Below are 17,890 nucleotides of genomic sequence, written 5' to 3' on the forward strand. Positions count from 1 at the left end.
GTTATGAGTTTTATTCTTTTATATCCTTCAATTTCAACTGTAAACTCACATTGCCATTCCAATGATTTTCATCAATAGCATAAGCCGCACTAAATGGTCTTTTGCTTTTAATAATATCTATTTTATCGCCTAAGCCAAAACCAATACAGACAATTTTATCATTGAAAGATTGAGTTAACGTTAATCGAATATGTTTATCGTCTTCACCAACGCATTTTCCCCAACCTGTATCTTTTAAATGTTGTGTCATAAACGTCGGCGACATATTATTAGGTCCAAATGGCGCAAATTGTTTTAAGATGCGCATTAATTTATCATTGATTTCACCAAGTTCTATGTCTAAATCAATACTTAACTCTTCGGTTAATAATTTTGGATCAATACGTTCTTTAACGACACTTTCAAATTTAGCTTTAAAGGCCTCGTAATTTTCTGGTTTTAAGGTTAATCCTGCTGCATATTTGTGACCTCCAAATTGTTCTATATGTTCAGAACAAGCTTCAAGCGCATTATAGACATCAAAACCTTTTACAGAACGCGCTGAAGCGGCTAACTTATCACCACTTTTTGTAAATACGAGTGTAGGCCTGTAATAGGTTTCTATTAGTCGGGAGGCCACAATACCGATAACGCCTTTGTGCCAAGATTCATGGTAAACCACTGTTGTAAAACCCTCTTGCTCGTTATTGTCTTCAATTTGCGCTAAGGCTTCTTTGGTGATTTTTTTATCCGTTTCCTTTCGGTCCGAATTATACTCTTCAATTTCTGAAGCATAAGTTTCCGCAAGTGCAAAATCGGTTTCAGATAATAACCTAACCGCATAATTACCATGTTTCATACGGCCTGCGGCATTAATACGCGGCGCAATAGTAAAAACCACATCTGTAATGGTAAGAATCTGCTTTTTAACCTGATTGATAATGGCTTTCATCCCAGGTCTCGGTGTGCTATTAATAACTTTTAAGCCTAAATAAGCTAAGGCTCTATTTTCCTCTACAATAGGCACAATATCAGCTCCAATAGCAGTGGCAACCAAGTCAAGATATTCCGTTAAATCTTCGGCAGTTTGGCCTTGGTTTTCAGCAAGAGCGGTAATGAGTTTAAAACCTACACCACAGCCACAGAGTTCTTTAAACGGATAGTCGCAATCTTTTCTCTTGGGGTCTAAAACAGCTACAGCATCTGGGATTTCATCACCAGGTCTGTGGTGATCACAGATAATAAAATCAATACCTTTTGTTTTGGCATAAGCCACTTTTTCCGTGGCTTTTATACCACAATCTAAAGCCACAATTAGTGTAAAATCGTTATCATGAGCAAAGTCAATACCTTGATACGATACCCCATAACCTTCATCATAGCGATCTGGAATATAGGTAGCCACAGTGTCTGTTCGGGTCTTTAGGTAAGTGGACATTAGAGCTACAGAAGTGGTGCCATCCACATCATAATCGCCATAAACCATAATGTTTTCATCTTGGGCTATCGCTTTTTCAATACGTGCCACAGCTTTATCCATATCTTTCATGAGGTATGGATTGTGGAGATCGTTAAAACTAGGTCTAAAAAACGTTTTGGCAGCATCAAAATCCTCAATGCCACGTTGCACCAATAACGTAGCAACGATATGGTCTACTTGAAGAGCGTTTTTTAAGGCTTCAACTTTTAAAGGGTCTGGTTTTGGTTTTAAGGTCCAGCGCATGCGAACGTAACAAAATTTAGGATTCAGTAGTAAAATACGTGCAGCCTAAGGTTTTGTAATTTAAGCTTATTAACCTATGCGCTGCACCTTATAATATCAATTATTTTAAGCTTTTATGAAAATGGATGTTGGTTTCAACCTTAGCGAAACGTCTAAACATTTCCATAACGCCACAGTATTTATCTACAGATAAATTAACGGCGCGTTCACATTTTTTCTCATTTAATTCTGCACCATAAAAATGATAATCGACCACCACGGTGTGGTAATATTTAGGGTGTTCTTCGGTTAGTTCTCCAGAGACATCCATTTTAAAATCGTCAATTTCAACTTTCATTTTATCTAAAGTAGAAATCACATCTAAACCAGAGCATCCGGCTAATGACGATAACATCATTGCTTTAGGCGAAAGTCCATGACGTTCGTCAGAGCCTTCAATATTAGTATCCATAAGGACCGTTTTTCCACTTGGATTGTCAGATTCAAAAGTTAATCCGCCTTTCCACATTGTTGTTGTTTTATGTATCATGATTTCTAGTTTTTAATTTGAAGAGGCTTGTCTTATTTAAGCCTGGTAATATTACTAATTCTTAAAATACTATCTTAGTTATTTCAAAAATACGACTTAAAAAAAATAATATGGCATTAGTAACTCCATTATCCGCAGAGCATGATATAGAGACCAAAGAATTGGCAGAATTTTTTAATGAAACCCTTGGGTTTTGCCCCAACTCCGTTTTAACCATGCAGCGCCGACCTGCAATAAGTAAGGCGTTTATTAATTTAAATAAGGCCGTTATGGCAAATGAAGGCCGCGTCACTTCGGCTTTAAAACGAATGATTGCTTGGGTGAGTAGTAATGCTACCGGTTGTCGCTACTGCCAAGCACATGCTATTAGAGCTGCAGAACGTTATGGGGCAGAGCAAGAGCAGTTGGAGTATATTTGGGATTACCGAACGCATGATGCTTTTTCTGAAGCCGAACGTGCAGCACTAGATTTTAGTTTAGCGGCCTCGCAAGTGCCCAATGCCGTAAACGCTGAAATAAAAGAGCGCTTATACCAATATTGGGACGAGGGTGAAATTGTAGAAATGTTAGGGGTTATTTCCTTATTTGGCTATCTTAACCGTTGGAATGACTCTATGGGAACAACAATTGAAGAGGGAGCCGTAGAGAGTGGAAACAAATATTTAGGTAAACACGGTTATGAGGTGGGCAAACACGATGGCTCTAAATACTAAAGTAGCAATCCCGAAAACGTTTCTGTTTTAATGTTGAAATCGTTGCTGTTTTATTCTGAAAGATAAGCCAAAACTAATAGGGCAAGGATTAAAAATGTTAATCCTTGTCTTTTAGCATACTCTTTAAATCATTGCTATAGGAAGGGTAAGTAAATATCTGTTTTTTAAATTCTGTTACCGTCATTCCGGTATTGATAGCCATGGTTAAAATATTGATAGTCTCATTAGCTTGGTTGCTCAGTAAATGCGCTCCAACAATTGTATCGGTACGCTCGTTTACTAAAATTTTATAGGCATAGACCTCTGCGTTTTCTTTTTTAGCATTGTACCATTTTGAAGCGTCGCCTTTATAGACTTTTATGTTTTTATAACGGCTTTTGGCTTCGGCTTCAGAATAGCCAACCATTGCCAATTGTGGATGTGTAAAGACTATAGATGGCACTAATGGGTCTTCAAAGGTTTTAGTATTTCCATTGACAATATTATGCCCGGCAATATAACCTTGTAATCCAGAAAGTGGCGTTAAGGGTAAAGATTTGCTAGAAACATCGCCACAAGCGTAAACATGGCTATGGCTTGTGCTTTGCATATAATCATTGACAATGATTCCTGTTGCATCAGCTTTAATGTCCGCCTGTTCTACATCAAGTTTTTTAATAGCCGGAACTCGTCCTGAAGTATTAAAAATCTTTCTCGCTTTGAGGGTAAATTCTTCGCCATCCTTCTCATAGGTGAGTTTGACGTTCTTTTTTAATTTTTCTATAGCTAGGGGTTTCGCTTGAAATATAAAGGTGATTCCCATTTTTTCTAAAACTTTAACGAGTTTGTCCACTAAAAACGCATCGAATGGCGCCAACGGTTGATCGCTTAACTCTATAAGGGTAACCTTGCATCCCATAGCGGCTAACATATAGCTAAATTCCATGCCCACATATCCGGAACCAATAAATACGGCCGAATTAGGAATGCTTTTCATATTTAAAAGCGCATCACTAGTTTTTAGGAGATTAGATCCTTTGATATTTAAAGGCCTTGGAAGAAGTCCTGTGGCGATAACAAATTTATCGGCGGTAATGGTTTTTCCTTCAACAAGAACTTCATTTTTACTTATAAATTTCGGGGATTGGTGGTAAAGGTCAATACCAAGTTGCGATAAATCTTCTTCAGTAGCTAAAGGTACCGGCTGCGTAAAGAAGGTTTTAAACTTCTGAACAGTTTTCCAATCTATTTTTGGCACTTCAGTAACCCCTAAGTCTTTAAGCTGTGATGATTTTTGCATTAAATCTGCAAACTGCATGAGCACTTTTTTAGGGTCACAGCCGCGTATGGCACAGGTGCCTCCATAAATTCGGTTGTCTGCAATAGCAACCTTTAGTCCTTTTTTAGTGCAGGCTTTCGCTGCGGTTTGTCCCGCAATACCGCTCCCTATAACAAATACATCGTAGTAAATTGTTTCCATAACTTTAATTTAAACGAGAAAATTAAAAAAAGCATTCGGTAAATACTGCTGCTGTTCCACTAAAGGTTAACCCAATTACGAAAGTCTAGCTGCTGCCATTGTTTTTTACCCTTTAAAAGATCAACAGACTACAAGCGATTTAGAGGAAATGTTTTAAAGGCTAAACCCTCAAACCCTGTCTTTATAAAATTCCGGATGTTCTGATGTCCTGTACCTTCAGGGTTGATGGCTACATCCTTAAAATAATGGGCACCAAAACAGGCTAAGGTTTCGGTTTTGCTTAAATTTTGGTCTATAGCAAAGGCAAATAGCTTGCAAGAGCCTTGGTTCTCATCTGCTGAGTTTTCTAAGTTGCCATTACTAAAAGTGGTTGGTGTAAACTGATAATACGCCTCTATAACGGTCATGGTTTGAGAAAACGCAATAGCTTCCGGTTGCGATTTAAGTTTCGCTAAAAAATCTTCTAAGGTCATAAGTGCTATTTGTGTTTTCCGTCTACAATAATTACAATTTCGCCTTTAGGCGGTTTGTTAGTGTAATGGGCTAGAACTGCTTTTACCGTTCCTCTTATGGTTTCTTCGTAAAGCTTCGTGATTTCTCTTGAAACGGATACCAATCGGTCCTCTCCAAAGTACTCACAGAAGTGTCCTAAGGTTTTTACTAACTTATGTGGGCTTTCGTAAAAAATGATTGTTCTCGTTTCTTCGGCTAAAAGGAGTAATCGAGTTTGGCGCCCTTTTTTTACGGGTAGAAATCCTTCAAAAACAAATTTATCATTAGGTAAGCCACTGTTAACTAAAGCAGGGACAAAGGCTGTAGCGCCAGGGAGGCAGTTAATTTTAATTTGCTGTTCTACACAGGCTCTGACTAATAAAAACCCAGGGTCTGAAATAGCAGGTGTACCTGCATCGCTAATAACGGCAATGGTCATTCCTGATTTTAATTTTTCTATTAAAGCATCCACCGTTTTATGCTCATTGTGCATATGATGGCTTTGCATAGGGGTGGTAATTTCGTAATGCTTTAATAGCTTTCCAGAAGTCCTGGTGTCTTCAGCTAAAATTAAATCCGCTTCCTTTAAAACTTCAACCGCTCTAAAGGTCATGTCTTTTAAATTTCCAATGGGCGTTGGTACTAAGTAAAGTTGACTCATATGTAGATCCTGAAAAATCGAGGATAGTTTTATAATTATAATTTAATCTCTTATGTATTTTCCTAAAAAATAGGAAGGGAAAAGCAGGAGTAAGCCATAAAAGGAAATTCCAAAAATCCCGTGGTCAGCATTGTAATGGGCAGCGGTTGCTAGCACCAAATCAAAGAAAAAACCAGCATAGGCCCATTCTGTAAGCCATTTGCTTTTGCGCCATAACACCATTCCCACGCCAAGCACTTTTAATACCGCAAGCGGAATAACAATATAGCTGGGATAGGTTAAGTTTTCAAAATATCCTTGCATCATGGCAGTATTAAAAAAATACATCTGTGCAGAATACAGAAAAATAAAACACAAAGCAAGGGTGCAAACCCAATAGGTTATTTTTTTCAGTTTCATTAATTATATTTGCCTTCAATAAGTTGCAGAAAACGTTCCTCGTATTCTTCTTTTCCTTCCCAATTGTTATAGTCGGGTTTTACCATTTCAGAAATTAAGGTTTTAGCCTCAGATAGGGAGCTTGTGGTGTTAATTTGAGAAATAACACGGTCGTAACTTTCACTTTCTCCTTCAAATAAATGCTTTATAAATGCTAACTTATCGTTTAATCCTATTTTTAAATTCTGACCTTTTAGTCGGTCGTTTAAAGATTTACTTGCAGTTTCAGCCTCACGTTTTTTAGCATCTTCAATAGGTTCGAACTCTGGAATGGTATCAAAGCCAGATGTAATGTCATCAAATTGAAGGGTTGGTGTGATTGGGTTGTCTTTCGGTAGATCTTGTTCAAATAAAGATTCTGTAGGTTTTGGTGCTTCAGGTTGTTTAGGGGTTGGAGCCTTCGCTTCAACTTTTGGTTGTTCTATGGCAATGTCAGTTTGAGCCTCATCGTCTTCGGGCATTTGAGCTACCAAGTCTTTAATTTTAGTCATTACCGGCTCCATAATGCCATCATCTTCCTTTTCATCTAAGTGAATGTACGTTTTGTCTTCCACTTCAATGTTGTCGCTAAACTTGTTATTAAAGGCCGTTTCAAGCATACTGAAAAATGAAGAATCGTTTCCAATTTTTGGTATTTTGTCCTCAAAATTCTCTTCGGCAAATTTTAAAACCGTCAGTTTTTCATAAAGTAAAGCAACTTCTTCATGAAGTTTACTGAGGTCTTCTCTTCCAGATAATTTTAGAATCCTATGGGCAATACTTACTAATTCTGATTCTAATTTCTTTTTCATAGTTCTAAATTTTTATAATGAAGCACTTTAGTTTTTTATTTTTTTATCCTATCGATGTGCGTGTTGCAAATGGAAATATAATTTCTTTATTCGCTTTTCGTAAGTTTTGCTATCGATTTTTTAATAAATTTGTCTCACCTTATAATCTCGAAGAACAACTTCGATTTAGTGCTAAAATTACAAAATGTTTCTCGAAAATACAGTAAATCAGAAAGAACAATTTGGATGGATTGAAGTCATCTGTGGCTCAATGTTCTCCGGTAAAACCGAAGAGTTAATTAGACGATTAAAGCGTGCAAAATTTGCCAAACAGAGAGTTGAAATTTTTAAGCCCGCCGTAGATACACGTTACGATGAAGATATGGTGGTCTCTCATGATGCTAATGAAATCCGTTCAACACCAGTTCCGGCCGCTGCTAATATTCCTATTTTGGCGGATGGTTGTGATGTGGTAGGGATTGATGAAGCGCAGTTTTTTGATGAAGGGATTGTGCGCGTGTGTAATGATTTAGCCAATAAAGGAATTCGTGTTATTGTAGCAGGATTAGATATGGATTTTAAGGGAAACCCCTTTGGACCTATGCCTAATTTAATGGCTACGGCAGAGTATGTGACTAAAGTCCATGCGGTGTGCACAAAAACAGGGAATCTAGCGCAATACAGTCACCGTAAAGCCCTTAGTGATGAGTTGGTTTTATTAGGTGAAGTTGATGAATACGAACCTCTAAGTAGAGCGGCTTATTTTAAAAGCGTACAACGCGATAAGCTGAAAAACGTCACGGTAGTAGATCCTCAAGAATTAGATTTTAATCAGGACGAGACCAATGCCTAAGGTTCAAGAAACAGTGCTTGAAATTAATTTGAGCGCGCTAACGCATAATTATCATTACTTAAAATCGAAATTACAACCAGAAACTAAGTTTTTAGCCGTTGTTAAAGCCTTTGCTTACGGAAGCGACTCCGTAGCAATCGCAAAACACCTGGAAACGCTAGGGGTTGATTATTTTGCGGTGGCCTATACCCAAGAGGGCGTGGCTTTAAGAGACGCTGGGATTAGGACGCCGATATTGGTACTGCATCCACAATCTTTAAACGCAGATACCTTAATAGATCGCTGTTTAGAACCGAGTATTTACAGCGCACGACTTTTAAAAGACTTTATTGCTACTGCGGAAAAAAGAGGGCAGACCAATTATCCTGTTCATATTAAATTTAATACCGGATTAAATCGTTTAGGCTTTGGTGAACAAGATATCGCAGGGATTACTGAGCAGTTAAGAGCCACTAAAGCCGTACAAGCTAAGTCTATTTTTTCACATTTAGCGGCTAGTGAAGATCTTACGGAGAACGATTTTACGGCCTTACAGATTAATCGTTTTAAAACTTTCACAGAAACCTTTAAGCGCCTTTCCGGAACAACACCTTGGATGCATCTTTGTAATACATCGGGTATTATTAATTATCCCGAAGCTCATTTTAATATGGTGAGAAGTGGTATTGGCTTATATGGGTTTGGTAACTGTGACGAAGAGGATGCTATTTTACAACCTATAGCAAGTTTAAAATCGGTTATTTCTCAAATTCATGAGGTAGATAAAGGACATTCCGTAGGGTATAACAGAGCTTTTACTACTTCACGTAAAGAGCGTATTGCAACGATTCCTGTTGGTCATGCCGATGGGGTGAGCCGTATTTATGGTCAGAAAAAAGGATTTGTTTATATCAACGACCAGAAAGCCTTTATTGTTGGAAATGTGTGTATGGACATGATTATGGTGAATGTAACGGATATTAATTGCCAAGAAGGTGATGAGGTTATTGTTTTTGATGCTAAGTACAAGGCAAACACCTTAGCCGAATCTGCCGCCACTATTTCTTATGAAATCTTAACCGCACTTTCTCAGCGTATTAAGCGAATTATTGTAGAGGATTAATCTTTTTTTAACATTTTGTGACTTTTTTCTTAACTTGGTGTCATATTAGATAGCCTAACTAAAAAATTAGAACATTATGTTAAAAGAATTCAAGGAATTTGCAATGAAGGGGAACCTTATAGACATTGCAGTTGGTTTTGTTATGGGTGCTGCTTTTAAAGAAGTAGTTACTGCGTTTACAGGAGGAATCGTTTCCCCATTAATTGGATTGATCTTCAATTCAGATTTTAAAGCGTTGAGGTATCAGCTTAAAGAAGGAACTTTAAACGATGCTGGTGAACGTGTTGGAGACGTATTTTTAGAATACGGAACGTTTTTAACAAACGTTATTGACTTTATCATTGTAGCATTTGTTATGTTCCTTGTGGTAAAAGGAGTTAATAAAATGAAGAAGAAAGAAGAGCCAGCTCCTGCTGCGCCATCTGGACCATCTGAAATCGATTTATTAAAAGAAATCAGAGATTCTTTAAAAAAATAAGACCGTTTAGCATCATCGCTACACTATTATTTTAACTAAACCCAGGCGATAACAGCCTGGGTTTTCTTTGCTTTAAAAGGTCTGGTGCACATCTCACAATGAATCCTCCTTATTTTTATGAGATTTTTAAAGCTAATTACCCCTTAAGAGTAAAAGAAATATTCTAATTTTGATATCTTAGAGTTGTGTCTTTATAAAAAATTATAACCCTGCATAAGGACTTTAAATGAGGGCGTTATAATGCATATAAGACCTAAGAACATTAAAAATATAAACGTATGAAAGTAGCAATTGTAGGTGCAACAGGTATGGTTGGCAACGTGATGCTAAAAGTATTAGAGGAACGTAACTTTCCTTTAGATGAATTATTATTAGTCGCTTCAGAGCGTTCTGCAGGTAAGGTATTACAGTATAAAGGTAAGGATATTACAGTCATTAGTATTCCTGCCGCTATTGAAGAACGTCCAGATATTGCTTTGTTTTCTGCTGGTGGTGGGACGTCATTAGAATGGGCACCAAAATTTGCTGAGGTCGGAACAACAGTGATCGATAATTCCTCGGCTTGGAGAATGGATGGTTCAAAAAAATTAGTGGTACCAGAAATCAATGCCGCTGAATTAGCAGCAACCGATAAAATTATCGCAAACCCTAATTGCTCAACCATTCAAATGGTTATGGCTTTAGCGCCTTTACACGAGAAATATAAGATTAAACGTATCGTTGTGTCTACGTACCAATCAGTATCGGGAACAGGAGTAAAAGCGGTAGAACAATTAGAAAATGAAATTGCAGGCAAAGAAGGCGATATGGCTTATCCTTACCCAATTCATAAAAACGCTATTCCTCATTGTGATGTTTTTGAAGATAATGGTTATACCAAGGAAGAAATGAAATTGGTGAATGAAACCCGTAAAATTTTAGGGGATGATAGCATTGCAGTTACTGCAACTGCTGTTAGAATTCCAACTGCAGGTGGACATAGTGAAGCTATTAACGTAGAATTTGAGTCTGATTTTGATCTTACAGAGGTTAAAAGCTTACTAGATAATACCGATGGAGTAACACTTCAAGATAATTTAGACGAAAACCTTTATCCGATGCCAATGTATGCGCATGGTAAAGATGATGTTTTTGTTGGACGTATTAGACGAGATGTGTCGCAAGCAAACACTTTAAACTTATGGGTGGTGAGTGATAACCTTAGAAAAGGTGCAGCGACTAACACTGTACAAATTGCAGAATACCTTATTAAAAACGATCTTGTTTAAGGTGTTTTAATCTTAAAAGTATAAGCAGCTTTTTGTTTTTCAGTCTATTGCTTAATTAGGTGGCTGAAATTATGCTTATATTGTACTTCCAATTTTAGGTTAAGTTTTGAGTTAAAGCGTTCTCGTAAAACTCAAAACTTAACTTTAAAATGAAATTGTAAGTTATAAAAACACCTAATTATGAAAAAACTTCCCTTCCTTGCTTTAGCGTTAAGTATTTTTGTCTCTTGTAAAAATGAAACTGAAAGCATGAAACCCATTATTGTAGATTACCCTCAAACCCAAAAAGTAGATACTATAGACACTTATTTTGATGTGGCTGTTGCAGATCCTTACCGTTGGTTAGAGGACGATAGAAGTACGGAGACAGAGGCTTGGGTAAAGGCGCAAAATAAAGTAACTTATAATTATTTAGATCAAATTCCTTACCGCAAAGCTTTAAAGGAGCGTCTTACAACCTTATGGAATTATGAGAAGATTGGAGCGCCTTTTAAAGAAGGAGATTATACCTATTTTTATAAAAATGATGGGCTTCAGAATCAATATGTGATTTACAGGTATAAAACAGGAGCAGACCCAAGCACGGCAGAGGTCTTTTTAGATCCTAATAGCTTTAAAGAAGATGGTACCATTTCATTAGGAGGCACTAGTTTTTCAAAAGATGGAAAAACTCTAGCCTATGCCATTTCTGAAGGCGGAAGTGATTGGCGAAAAATCTTAATCATGAATACCGAGACCAAAACTATCGTTGAAGATACTTTGGTAGACATTAAATTTAGCGGCATGTCTTGGTATAAGAATGAAGGGTTTTATTATTCAAGTTACGATAAGCCTAAAGGGAGCGAATTGTCAGCTAAAACAGATCAGCATAAGGTGTATTATCATAAATTAGGAACGCCGCAGTCTGAAGATCAATTAATCTACGGCGGTACTCCAAAAGAAAAACATCGTTATATCTATGCTACGGTGACGGAAGATGATCGCTATTTAGTGATTACGCCTAGAGTGTCTACCTCGGGCAATAAACTTTATATAAAAGATTTATCAGTAGCCAATGCACCATTAATAGAAATTTTAGGGCATACCAATTCCGATTCTAATATTATTGAGAACGTAGGGACCAAACTCTATATTGCGACAAATCTAAACGCGCCAAACCAAAAAATTGTAACGGTAGAGGCGTCTCATCCTACACCAGAACACTGGGTTGATTTTATTCCGGAAACCAAAAATGTTTTAACGCCAACGACTGCCGGGGGTTACTTTTTTGCCCATTATATGGTAGATGCGGTTTCAAAAGTCTTTCAATATGATTACGAAGGCCAACTTGTTAGAGCGGTAGAATTACCGGGAATAGGAACGGCAGGAGGATTTAGTGCTAAAAAGGAAGAAACAGAATTGTATTACTCTTTTGCTAATTACGTAACACCAGGGAGTATCTATAAATACTCTATTGAAAGCGGGGCCTCAGAACTTTATAAAAAGCCTAATATCGATTTCAATCCTGAAGATTATGAAAGCAAGCAGGTCTTTTACACTTCAAAAGATGGAACTAAAGTTCCTATGATTATCACACACAAAAAAGGACTTAGACTAAATGGTGAAAATCCAACCATTCTGTATGGTTATGGAGGTTTTAATGTAAGCTTAACACCGAGTTTTAGTATCGCTAATGCTGTTTGGATGGAACAAGGTGGGGTTTATGCAGTACCTAATCTTAGAGGTGGTGGTGAATACGGAAAAGCATGGCACGATGCTGGGACTAAACTTCAAAAACAGAATGTATTTGACGATTTTATTGCCGCAGCAGAATACCTTATAAGTGAAAAATATACAACCTCAGATTTCTTAGCGATTAGAGGGGGCTCTAACGGCGGTTTACTCGTAGGCGCTACCATGACGCAGCGTCCGGAGTTAATGAAGGTGGCATTGCCTGCCGTTGGCGTTTTAGACATGTTACGTTACCATACCTTTACGGCTGGTGCAGGTTGGGCTTATGATTACGGAACGGCAGAAGATACTAAGGAGATGTTTAACTATTTAAAAGGCTATTCTCCTGTACATAATGTAAAAGAAGGAACCGCATATCCAGCCACATTGATTACGACAGGAGATCATGATGATCGGGTGGTGCCTGCCCATAGCTTTAAGTTTGCTGCAGAACTACAAAGCAAGCAAACGGGTGAAAACCCTACATTAATTAGAATTGAAACAGATGCAGGGCATGGGGCCGGAACACCGGTAAGTAAAACCATAGAACAATTTGCCGATATCTACGGATTTACGCTTTACAATATGGGTTTTAAAACTTTGCCAACAGCATTAGAAAAGTAGTAATTACATTATAGACAGGGCGTTTTAGGGAAACCTAAACGTTATAAGACCAGTTCCATTTCAGCAAGCCATCAGGACAGAGGTATAGGAATTGTACAGTCAAAAAAGAATGATGATGAGGTAGGTGATTTTGGACTTAAGTTGTTTTATAAGTGAGGGTTAATCATTGTATATGATAAAATTTTACGGTATTTTATTTCTAATAAGTTTGCTCCTGGTTTCTTGCGCTAAGGATGACGGCCTTACGGCTTTAGATACCGAAAGTGTGGTGCATTACGATTTAGAAAATATGCCCTTTTCAACCTTGTCTGAATACCAATTTTTTCAAGGCGAACTCAAAAATTTAGAGCCTAGCCATGGGGTCTTACCCTATACCCTCAATGCCACTTTATTTAGCGATTATGCTAAAAAGAAACGCTTTATATGGATGCCTAACCAAAGTAAAGCCGCTTACATCAGTGATGACCAAGTGTTAGATTTCCCTATAGGAACGATTCTGATAAAAAATTTTTATTACGATAATGTACGTCCTGATTATAGCACTCAGATTATAGAAACACGGCTTATGATTAAAAAGGAAGCGGGTTGGGTTTTTGCGAATTACAAATGGAATGCGCTTCAATCTGAAGCCGAATTAGACTTGAATGGGAGTTTTGTTCCCTTAGAATGGCAAGAGAATGATGAGGTAAAGTCTGTAGAATACCGTATTCCTTCAGAAGCAGAATGCCATACCTGCCATAAGATTATGGAAACGGCGCAGCCTATTGGCCCTAAACCAAGAAATTTAAATCTCACGTTTCAAGAAGATGAAGGCTTTCAGAATCAATTAGATTATTTAGTAGAGTTTGGGTACTTAGACAATTCACTGCCCGAGACGATAAGCCAATTACCTAATTATACTAATACTAGTGTTCCACTGAGCCAAAGAGTAAGAGCCTATTTAGAAATTAACTGTGCGCATTGTCATTCCGATTATACACACTGTTCTTATCGTCCTATGCGTTTCGATTATTCCTTAACCGATGACTTCACCACAATTGGGGTTTGTGTTGATGCCGATACTCCTCTAGGTGAAGATTTAGAGCGTATTGTAACTCCGGGAGATGCAAGAAGTTCGGTGTTGTATTACAGGTTAAGTGCCACAGAACCTTCTACAAGAATGCCTCTATTAGCCCGAACATTGGTTCATACAGAAGGGCTTCAGCTTGTAGAAGCTTGGATAGAATCTTTAGACATGAATTGTAACTAAACATATTGATATGAAGACACAACTACGCTTTACATTTTTATTGCTGCTTGTTTATGGTTTTTCTCAAGCCCAGCAATTAAATGAACCGGCCAATTGGCCTAATGCGCAATGGACGCTCACAGGGAGTTATGATCCCATGTATTTAGATGAAAATCCAACCGGCTCGTCTAGTGGTTCGTTTTCTTTTGATGATGATGATGCAGGCGGAACTTCCATTAATAATATTGCTGCAGAATCTCCGGTGGTTGACCTTTCTGCAGCCTACACGGCTAATGAAACCGCAATTACGGTGGCATTTAACTATGTTCTAAATATTTATCAAAATGAAACCCTTAGCTTACAGTATTGGGATGCCGATACAGAAATATGGGTCAATTGGGGAGTGCCCTTACAAGAGAATTCTGGGACTAATGATGAATTTTGTAATGAAGAATATACCGCTTTTATAAGTGAAGATTTAAACGTGTCTGCCTTTACAAGCACCCAATTAACCGGATTTAAATACCGCATTTTATATGACGATAATGGCTCTTATGGTTGGGGGTTTTGTGTAAATGCCCCTGTTATTAGCTCGGCTGTGCCACCGGCTTGCCCATACGTCTCCGATATAGTTATTAGTAATATTAATGCCTTTAGTGCTATGGTGCAATGGGAAAGTGGTGCTACCGAAACCTCTTGGGAGATTGTTGTTCAGTTGTTAAGTGAAGGTATTCCTAGTTCTGGTACCCTGGTCACCAGCAATAGCTATAATGTGTCTAACCTTAGTGCAGATACCGATTATGTGGTTTTTATAAGAGCACAATGTTCTCAAGGAGGCGTAAGCAACTGGATGACGCAAATGTTTAAAACAGGAGTCGATCTCTCTACCTACCCGGTAGCGTTTACAATTAACCCTATGGTAACCACAGGAACTTATGATACGGCCTTGGTGGATTTAAATGGCGATTTTTTAGACGATGTGATCTCCGTGAGTAATGACCATATTAATGTACATTACCAACTGCCTTCAGGAGGCTTTAATGAGGTTGATATTACAACCACTCCAACATCTAACTCCCCAAATTGGAGTATAGCGGCTGGAGATTTTGATGGTAATGGTTATAATGATTTATTGTATGGAGGCTACAATGGGGTCACCTTTATGCAAGCCAATAGTACCGGTACAGGCTATACCGAAATATCAGGAACAGAGTACGTGTTTTCTCAACGTTCTAATTTTGTAGACATTAATAATGATGGGTATTTAGATGCTTTCGTTTGTCATGATGTGCAAGCTAACGTGTATTATCTCTCAGATAGCTCTGGAAATTTAACTTTTTATCAAGGCCCAAGTACGGTTGTTCCTAATGGTTTAGGCACCGTATCAGGAGGTGGAAATTACGGCTCAGTTTGGATCGATTTTGATAACGACAGGGATATGGATCTATTTCTCGCTAAATGTAGAGGTGGCTCGTCGATTAGTATGAACGAGTTATGGCGAAATGATGGCAACGGAAGTTTTGTAAACGTCGCTGATGCAAATGGCTACTATAGCACTAATGCTCCAGGTGTTGGGCATGATAATTCTTCAAATTTAGGTGACTTGGTACAAACTTGGTCCTCAGCATGGGCAGATTATGATAACGATGGGGATATGGATGTTTATGTCGGGGCAAGTACTACTGTAGATGGCGATTCTAAATTAATGCGAAACAACGGTGATGGTACCTTTACAGATGTTACAGCAGGTTCTGGAGTTCTATTGGCATCCTTAGGACGAGAAAATGTAGCGGTAGATTTTGATAACGATGGCTATATTGATATTTTTAGTAATGGAGATGTATTGTTTAATAATGGTGACCTTACCTTTACGAATTACAACACTAATATGCCGCCAAGTGGGGCCATTGGCGATACTAATAACGATGGGTTTTTAGATGTTTATTACAACGGTAATATTTATTTAAACAATACCAACACCAATAATTGGATAAAGATAAATACCATAGGAACCACAAGTAACCGTAACGGTATAGGCGCACGTATAGAATTAGAAACCACCAACGGTACACAAATTAGAGATGTTAGAAGTGGTGAAGGTTTTGAGTATATGAGTAGCTTAAATACGCATTTTGGTATTGGTAGCCTAAATAGTATTACTAGTCTTACTATTTATTGGCCTTCCGGAACGGTAGATTATATCCAGAATCCTGATATTAATGCCACCTTAAGTGTTACCGAAGGAAGCACGTTAAGTGTAGAAGATCCGGCTTTAGTAGATCTGTCTATTTATCCTAACCCGGTAGATGATACCTTGTTTTTAAAGACCACAGGAGTCTTAGTTCATAAAATTGCAAGTGTTTTTGATGCTAATGGTAAACGGGTGTTTAATGAAAAGCTTAGCGCGTCTACAGTAGATGTTTCATATTTAGCCCCTGGGGTTTATGTGCTACGTATAGAATCGCAAGGAAAAATGATAAAACGTAAGTTTATAAAAAACTAAATGAATTTAACTTCCCTTTTAAAGCCGCTAGTGAAATCTGGCGGTTTTTTTATGTAATTTAAGTCTTGAAGTAGTATTTTTGAAATGCATTGCTGCGACTAAAGCGCCGTAGCGATAGATTTTAATGCTTTTTTACAAAAGAGCTAACTTAAAGTAAAGCCCCAATGCTACAGGTAAATAATTTAAATTTCGGATACACGAAGACCAAGGTTTTAAATGCGATTGATTTTAAAGTTGAAGCTGGAAAAAATCTCGCCATTATCGGTGAAAGTGGCTCCGGAAAAAGTACCTTATTAAAACTCATTTATGGGGAATACGATTTAGACGAAGGACAAATTTTTTGGAAAGATCAAGAAATTTTAGGCCCTAAATACAATTTAGTGGTGGGCTATGAGTTTATGAAATCTGTAAGTCAAGAATTCGATTTAATGCCTGTAACCACGGTTGCTGAAAACATCGGAAAATTTCTTTCTAATTTTTATCCTGAAGAAAAAAAGGAACGCACTAAAGAACTTATTGAGGTGGTAGAGCTTGAAGCTTTTGCAAATACCAAAGTAAAATTATTGAGTGGTGGCCAAAAACAACGTGTTGCGATTGCCAGAGCTTTAGCAAAACAACCCGAAATATTACTCCTCGATGAGCCTTTTAGCCATATCGATAATTTTCAAAAGCAAGGGTTAAGGCGTAATGTTTTTAATTACTTAAAAGCTAAAAATATTACGTGTATTGTGGCCACTCATGACCGTAATGATGTGTTGGGCTTTGCTGATGAAATTATTGTACTCGATACCGCTAATATCATCGCTAAAGACAGTCCTGAAAACCTCTATAAAAATCCTCAGTTACCTCTTATAGCTTCGTTCTTCGGAGAATTTAATGTACTTGAGCCTTACGGTATTGTTTATGCCCATCAACTTCATATCGTAGCGAAATCCGACTTTAAAGCGACTGTAAGAAGCTCGTATTTTAATGGGAGCACTTGGTTAATTGAAGTTATCTATCAATCCGAGGTTATTTTTATTCAGCATACGGTTGCCCTAGAACGCGGCACAATAATTTATTTTTCAGTACAAGGAAAATAGGCTTTAGTCAGTGCGACTTCAAAATAAGAATCATGAGGTTTTTCAGGCTTAAAGAGAGTGCTCTAAAAACATGGACTTTATAAGGGTCAGGCCATCTTAATTGGACTGGTTAATGTATATTGATTTGTAAATCAATATGTTAAAAATGAAAAAGGATGAACAGTTGTTCATCCTTTTTGCCCCAAATCTACCATAAACTTAACCTACTTATGTTATGGTGAGCCAAATATACGAGCACTTCTATTGAAATTTCTAATTTTATGGATAAACGACCTATA

Annotated in this window: 16 protein-coding genes; 9 read left to right on the top strand and 7 right to left on the bottom strand. The window is 37.6% G+C overall.

Annotated elements, in window-relative coordinates; translation table 11 throughout:
* Positions 1 to 10: 10 nt before the first annotated feature.
* Complete coding sequence (gene recJ, locus DFQ08_RS02345; protein WP_114308184.1) at positions 11 to 1,702, bottom strand: single-stranded-DNA-specific exonuclease RecJ; 1,692 nt, start codon at positions 1,700 to 1,702, stop codon at positions 11 to 13.
* A gap of 100 nt (positions 1,703 to 1,802) precedes the next feature.
* Complete coding sequence (locus tag DFQ08_RS02350; protein ID WP_114308185.1) at positions 1,803 to 2,231, bottom strand: OsmC family protein; 429 nt, start codon at positions 2,229 to 2,231, stop codon at positions 1,803 to 1,805.
* Positions 2,232 to 2,341: 110 nt separating this feature from the next.
* Between DFQ08_RS02350 and DFQ08_RS02355 the strand changes: the two genes are divergently transcribed.
* On the top strand, positions 2,342 to 2,944 hold the full coding sequence (locus tag DFQ08_RS02355) for a carboxymuconolactone decarboxylase family protein (RefSeq protein ID WP_114308186.1): 603 nt from the start codon (positions 2,342 to 2,344) through the stop codon (positions 2,942 to 2,944).
* Positions 2,945 to 3,041: 97 nt separating this feature from the next.
* Here the strand turns inward: DFQ08_RS02355 and DFQ08_RS02360 are convergent, their stop codons facing one another.
* From DFQ08_RS02360 to DFQ08_RS02380, 5 genes are all read right to left on the bottom strand, one after another.
* Entirely contained in the window at positions 3,042 to 4,403 is a 1,362-nt protein-coding gene (locus DFQ08_RS02360) for a dihydrolipoyl dehydrogenase family protein (RefSeq protein ID WP_114308187.1), read from the bottom strand.
* A gap of 128 nt (positions 4,404 to 4,531) precedes the next feature.
* Positions 4,532 to 4,876 carry a HopJ type III effector protein gene (locus DFQ08_RS02365; protein ID WP_114308188.1) on the bottom strand — a complete coding sequence of 115 codons (345 nt, stop codon included), beginning with the start codon at positions 4,874 to 4,876 and terminating at the stop codon, positions 4,532 to 4,534.
* 5 nt (positions 4,877 to 4,881) lie between these two features.
* On the bottom strand, positions 4,882 to 5,556 hold the full coding sequence (gene rsmI / locus DFQ08_RS02370) for a 16S rRNA (cytidine(1402)-2'-O)-methyltransferase (RefSeq protein WP_114308189.1): 675 nt from the start codon (positions 5,554 to 5,556) through the stop codon (positions 4,882 to 4,884).
* Between the two features lie 42 nt (positions 5,557 to 5,598).
* Positions 5,599 to 5,955: a DoxX family protein gene (locus DFQ08_RS02375; protein ID WP_114308190.1), complete on the bottom strand. Its 357-nt coding sequence runs from the start codon at positions 5,953 to 5,955 to the stop codon at positions 5,599 to 5,601.
* Positions 5,955 to 6,785: a hypothetical protein gene (locus tag DFQ08_RS02380; RefSeq protein WP_114308191.1), complete on the bottom strand. Its 831-nt coding sequence runs from the start codon at positions 6,783 to 6,785 to the stop codon at positions 5,955 to 5,957. The genes DFQ08_RS02375 and DFQ08_RS02380 overlap by 1 nt, the downstream gene beginning before the upstream one ends.
* 184 nt (positions 6,786 to 6,969) lie before the next feature.
* On the opposite strand from DFQ08_RS02380, the gene DFQ08_RS02385 reads away from it, so the two are divergent.
* From DFQ08_RS02385 to DFQ08_RS02420, 8 genes are all read left to right on the top strand, one after another.
* Positions 6,970 to 7,617 carry a thymidine kinase gene (locus DFQ08_RS02385; RefSeq protein ID WP_114308192.1) on the top strand — a complete coding sequence of 216 codons (648 nt, stop codon included), beginning with the start codon at positions 6,970 to 6,972 and terminating at the stop codon, positions 7,615 to 7,617.
* Positions 7,610 to 8,719, top strand: coding sequence for an alanine racemase (gene alr, locus DFQ08_RS02390; RefSeq protein WP_114308193.1), 1,110 nt, complete (start codon positions 7,610 to 7,612; stop codon positions 8,717 to 8,719). The genes DFQ08_RS02385 and alr overlap by 8 nt, the downstream gene beginning before the upstream one ends.
* Positions 8,720 to 8,795: 76 nt before the next feature.
* The gene (gene mscL, locus DFQ08_RS02395; protein WP_114308194.1) at positions 8,796 to 9,197 is read left to right on the top strand and encodes a large conductance mechanosensitive channel protein MscL; all 402 of its coding nucleotides are present in this window, start codon (positions 8,796 to 8,798) and stop codon (positions 9,195 to 9,197) included.
* A gap of 278 nt (positions 9,198 to 9,475) precedes the next feature.
* Positions 9,476 to 10,465 (top strand): aspartate-semialdehyde dehydrogenase, encoded by a 990-nt coding sequence (locus DFQ08_RS02400; protein WP_114308195.1) that lies wholly within the window; start codon positions 9,476 to 9,478, stop codon positions 10,463 to 10,465.
* 180 nt (positions 10,466 to 10,645) lie between these two features.
* Positions 10,646 to 12,799, top strand: a complete 2,154-nt coding sequence (locus DFQ08_RS02405) for a prolyl oligopeptidase family serine peptidase (RefSeq protein ID WP_114308196.1) — start codon at positions 10,646 to 10,648, stop codon at positions 12,797 to 12,799.
* A 172-nt stretch (positions 12,800 to 12,971) separates the two neighbouring features.
* Positions 12,972 to 14,048, top strand: a complete 1,077-nt coding sequence (locus tag DFQ08_RS02410; RefSeq protein WP_114308197.1) for a hypothetical protein — start codon at positions 12,972 to 12,974, stop codon at positions 14,046 to 14,048.
* A 10-nt stretch (positions 14,049 to 14,058) separates the two neighbouring features.
* Positions 14,059 to 16,530, top strand: a complete 2,472-nt coding sequence (locus DFQ08_RS02415) for an FG-GAP-like repeat-containing protein (protein WP_114308198.1) — start codon at positions 14,059 to 14,061, stop codon at positions 16,528 to 16,530.
* Positions 16,531 to 16,694: 164 nt separating this feature from the next.
* The gene (locus tag DFQ08_RS02420) at positions 16,695 to 17,612 is read left to right on the top strand and encodes an ABC transporter ATP-binding protein (RefSeq protein ID WP_114308199.1); all 918 of its coding nucleotides are present in this window, start codon (positions 16,695 to 16,697) and stop codon (positions 17,610 to 17,612) included.
* Positions 17,613 to 17,890 lie beyond the last annotated feature (278 nt).

The organism is Winogradskyella arenosi (assembly GCF_003337305.1).
Classification (GTDB): domain Bacteria; phylum Bacteroidota; class Bacteroidia; order Flavobacteriales; family Flavobacteriaceae; genus Winogradskyella; species Winogradskyella arenosi.

Coding starts and splice junctions, on each gene's coding strand:
- rsmI (WP_114308189.1), bottom strand. CDS start 5,556: ATGAGTCAACTTTACTTAGTACCAACGCCCATTGGAAATTTAAAAGAC.
- DFQ08_RS02350 (WP_114308185.1), bottom strand. CDS start 2,231: ATGATACATAAAACAACAACAATGTGGAAAGGCGGATTAACTTTTGAA.
- DFQ08_RS02405 (WP_114308196.1), top strand. CDS start 10,646: ATGAAAAAACTTCCCTTCCTTGCTTTAGCGTTAAGTATTTTTGTCTCT.
- DFQ08_RS02380 (WP_114308191.1), bottom strand. CDS start 6,785: ATGAAAAAGAAATTAGAATCAGAATTAGTAAGTATTGCCCATAGGATT.
- DFQ08_RS02365 (WP_114308188.1), bottom strand. CDS start 4,876: ATGACCTTAGAAGATTTTTTAGCGAAACTTAAATCGCAACCGGAAGCT.
- DFQ08_RS02410 (WP_114308197.1), top strand. CDS start 12,972: ATGATAAAATTTTACGGTATTTTATTTCTAATAAGTTTGCTCCTGGTT.
- DFQ08_RS02355 (WP_114308186.1), top strand. CDS start 2,342: ATGGCATTAGTAACTCCATTATCCGCAGAGCATGATATAGAGACCAAA.
- recJ (WP_114308184.1), bottom strand. CDS start 1,702: ATGCGCTGGACCTTAAAACCAAAACCAGACCCTTTAAAAGTTGAAGCC.
- DFQ08_RS02415 (WP_114308198.1), top strand. CDS start 14,059: ATGAAGACACAACTACGCTTTACATTTTTATTGCTGCTTGTTTATGGT.
- DFQ08_RS02360 (WP_114308187.1), bottom strand. CDS start 4,403: ATGGAAACAATTTACTACGATGTATTTGTTATAGGGAGCGGTATTGCG.
- DFQ08_RS02375 (WP_114308190.1), bottom strand. CDS start 5,955: ATGAAACTGAAAAAAATAACCTATTGGGTTTGCACCCTTGCTTTGTGT.
- DFQ08_RS02400 (WP_114308195.1), top strand. CDS start 9,476: ATGAAAGTAGCAATTGTAGGTGCAACAGGTATGGTTGGCAACGTGATG.
- mscL (WP_114308194.1), top strand. CDS start 8,796: ATGTTAAAAGAATTCAAGGAATTTGCAATGAAGGGGAACCTTATAGAC.
- alr (WP_114308193.1), top strand. CDS start 7,610: ATGCCTAAGGTTCAAGAAACAGTGCTTGAAATTAATTTGAGCGCGCTA.
- DFQ08_RS02420 (WP_114308199.1), top strand. CDS start 16,695: ATGCTACAGGTAAATAATTTAAATTTCGGATACACGAAGACCAAGGTT.
- DFQ08_RS02385 (WP_114308192.1), top strand. CDS start 6,970: ATGTTTCTCGAAAATACAGTAAATCAGAAAGAACAATTTGGATGGATT.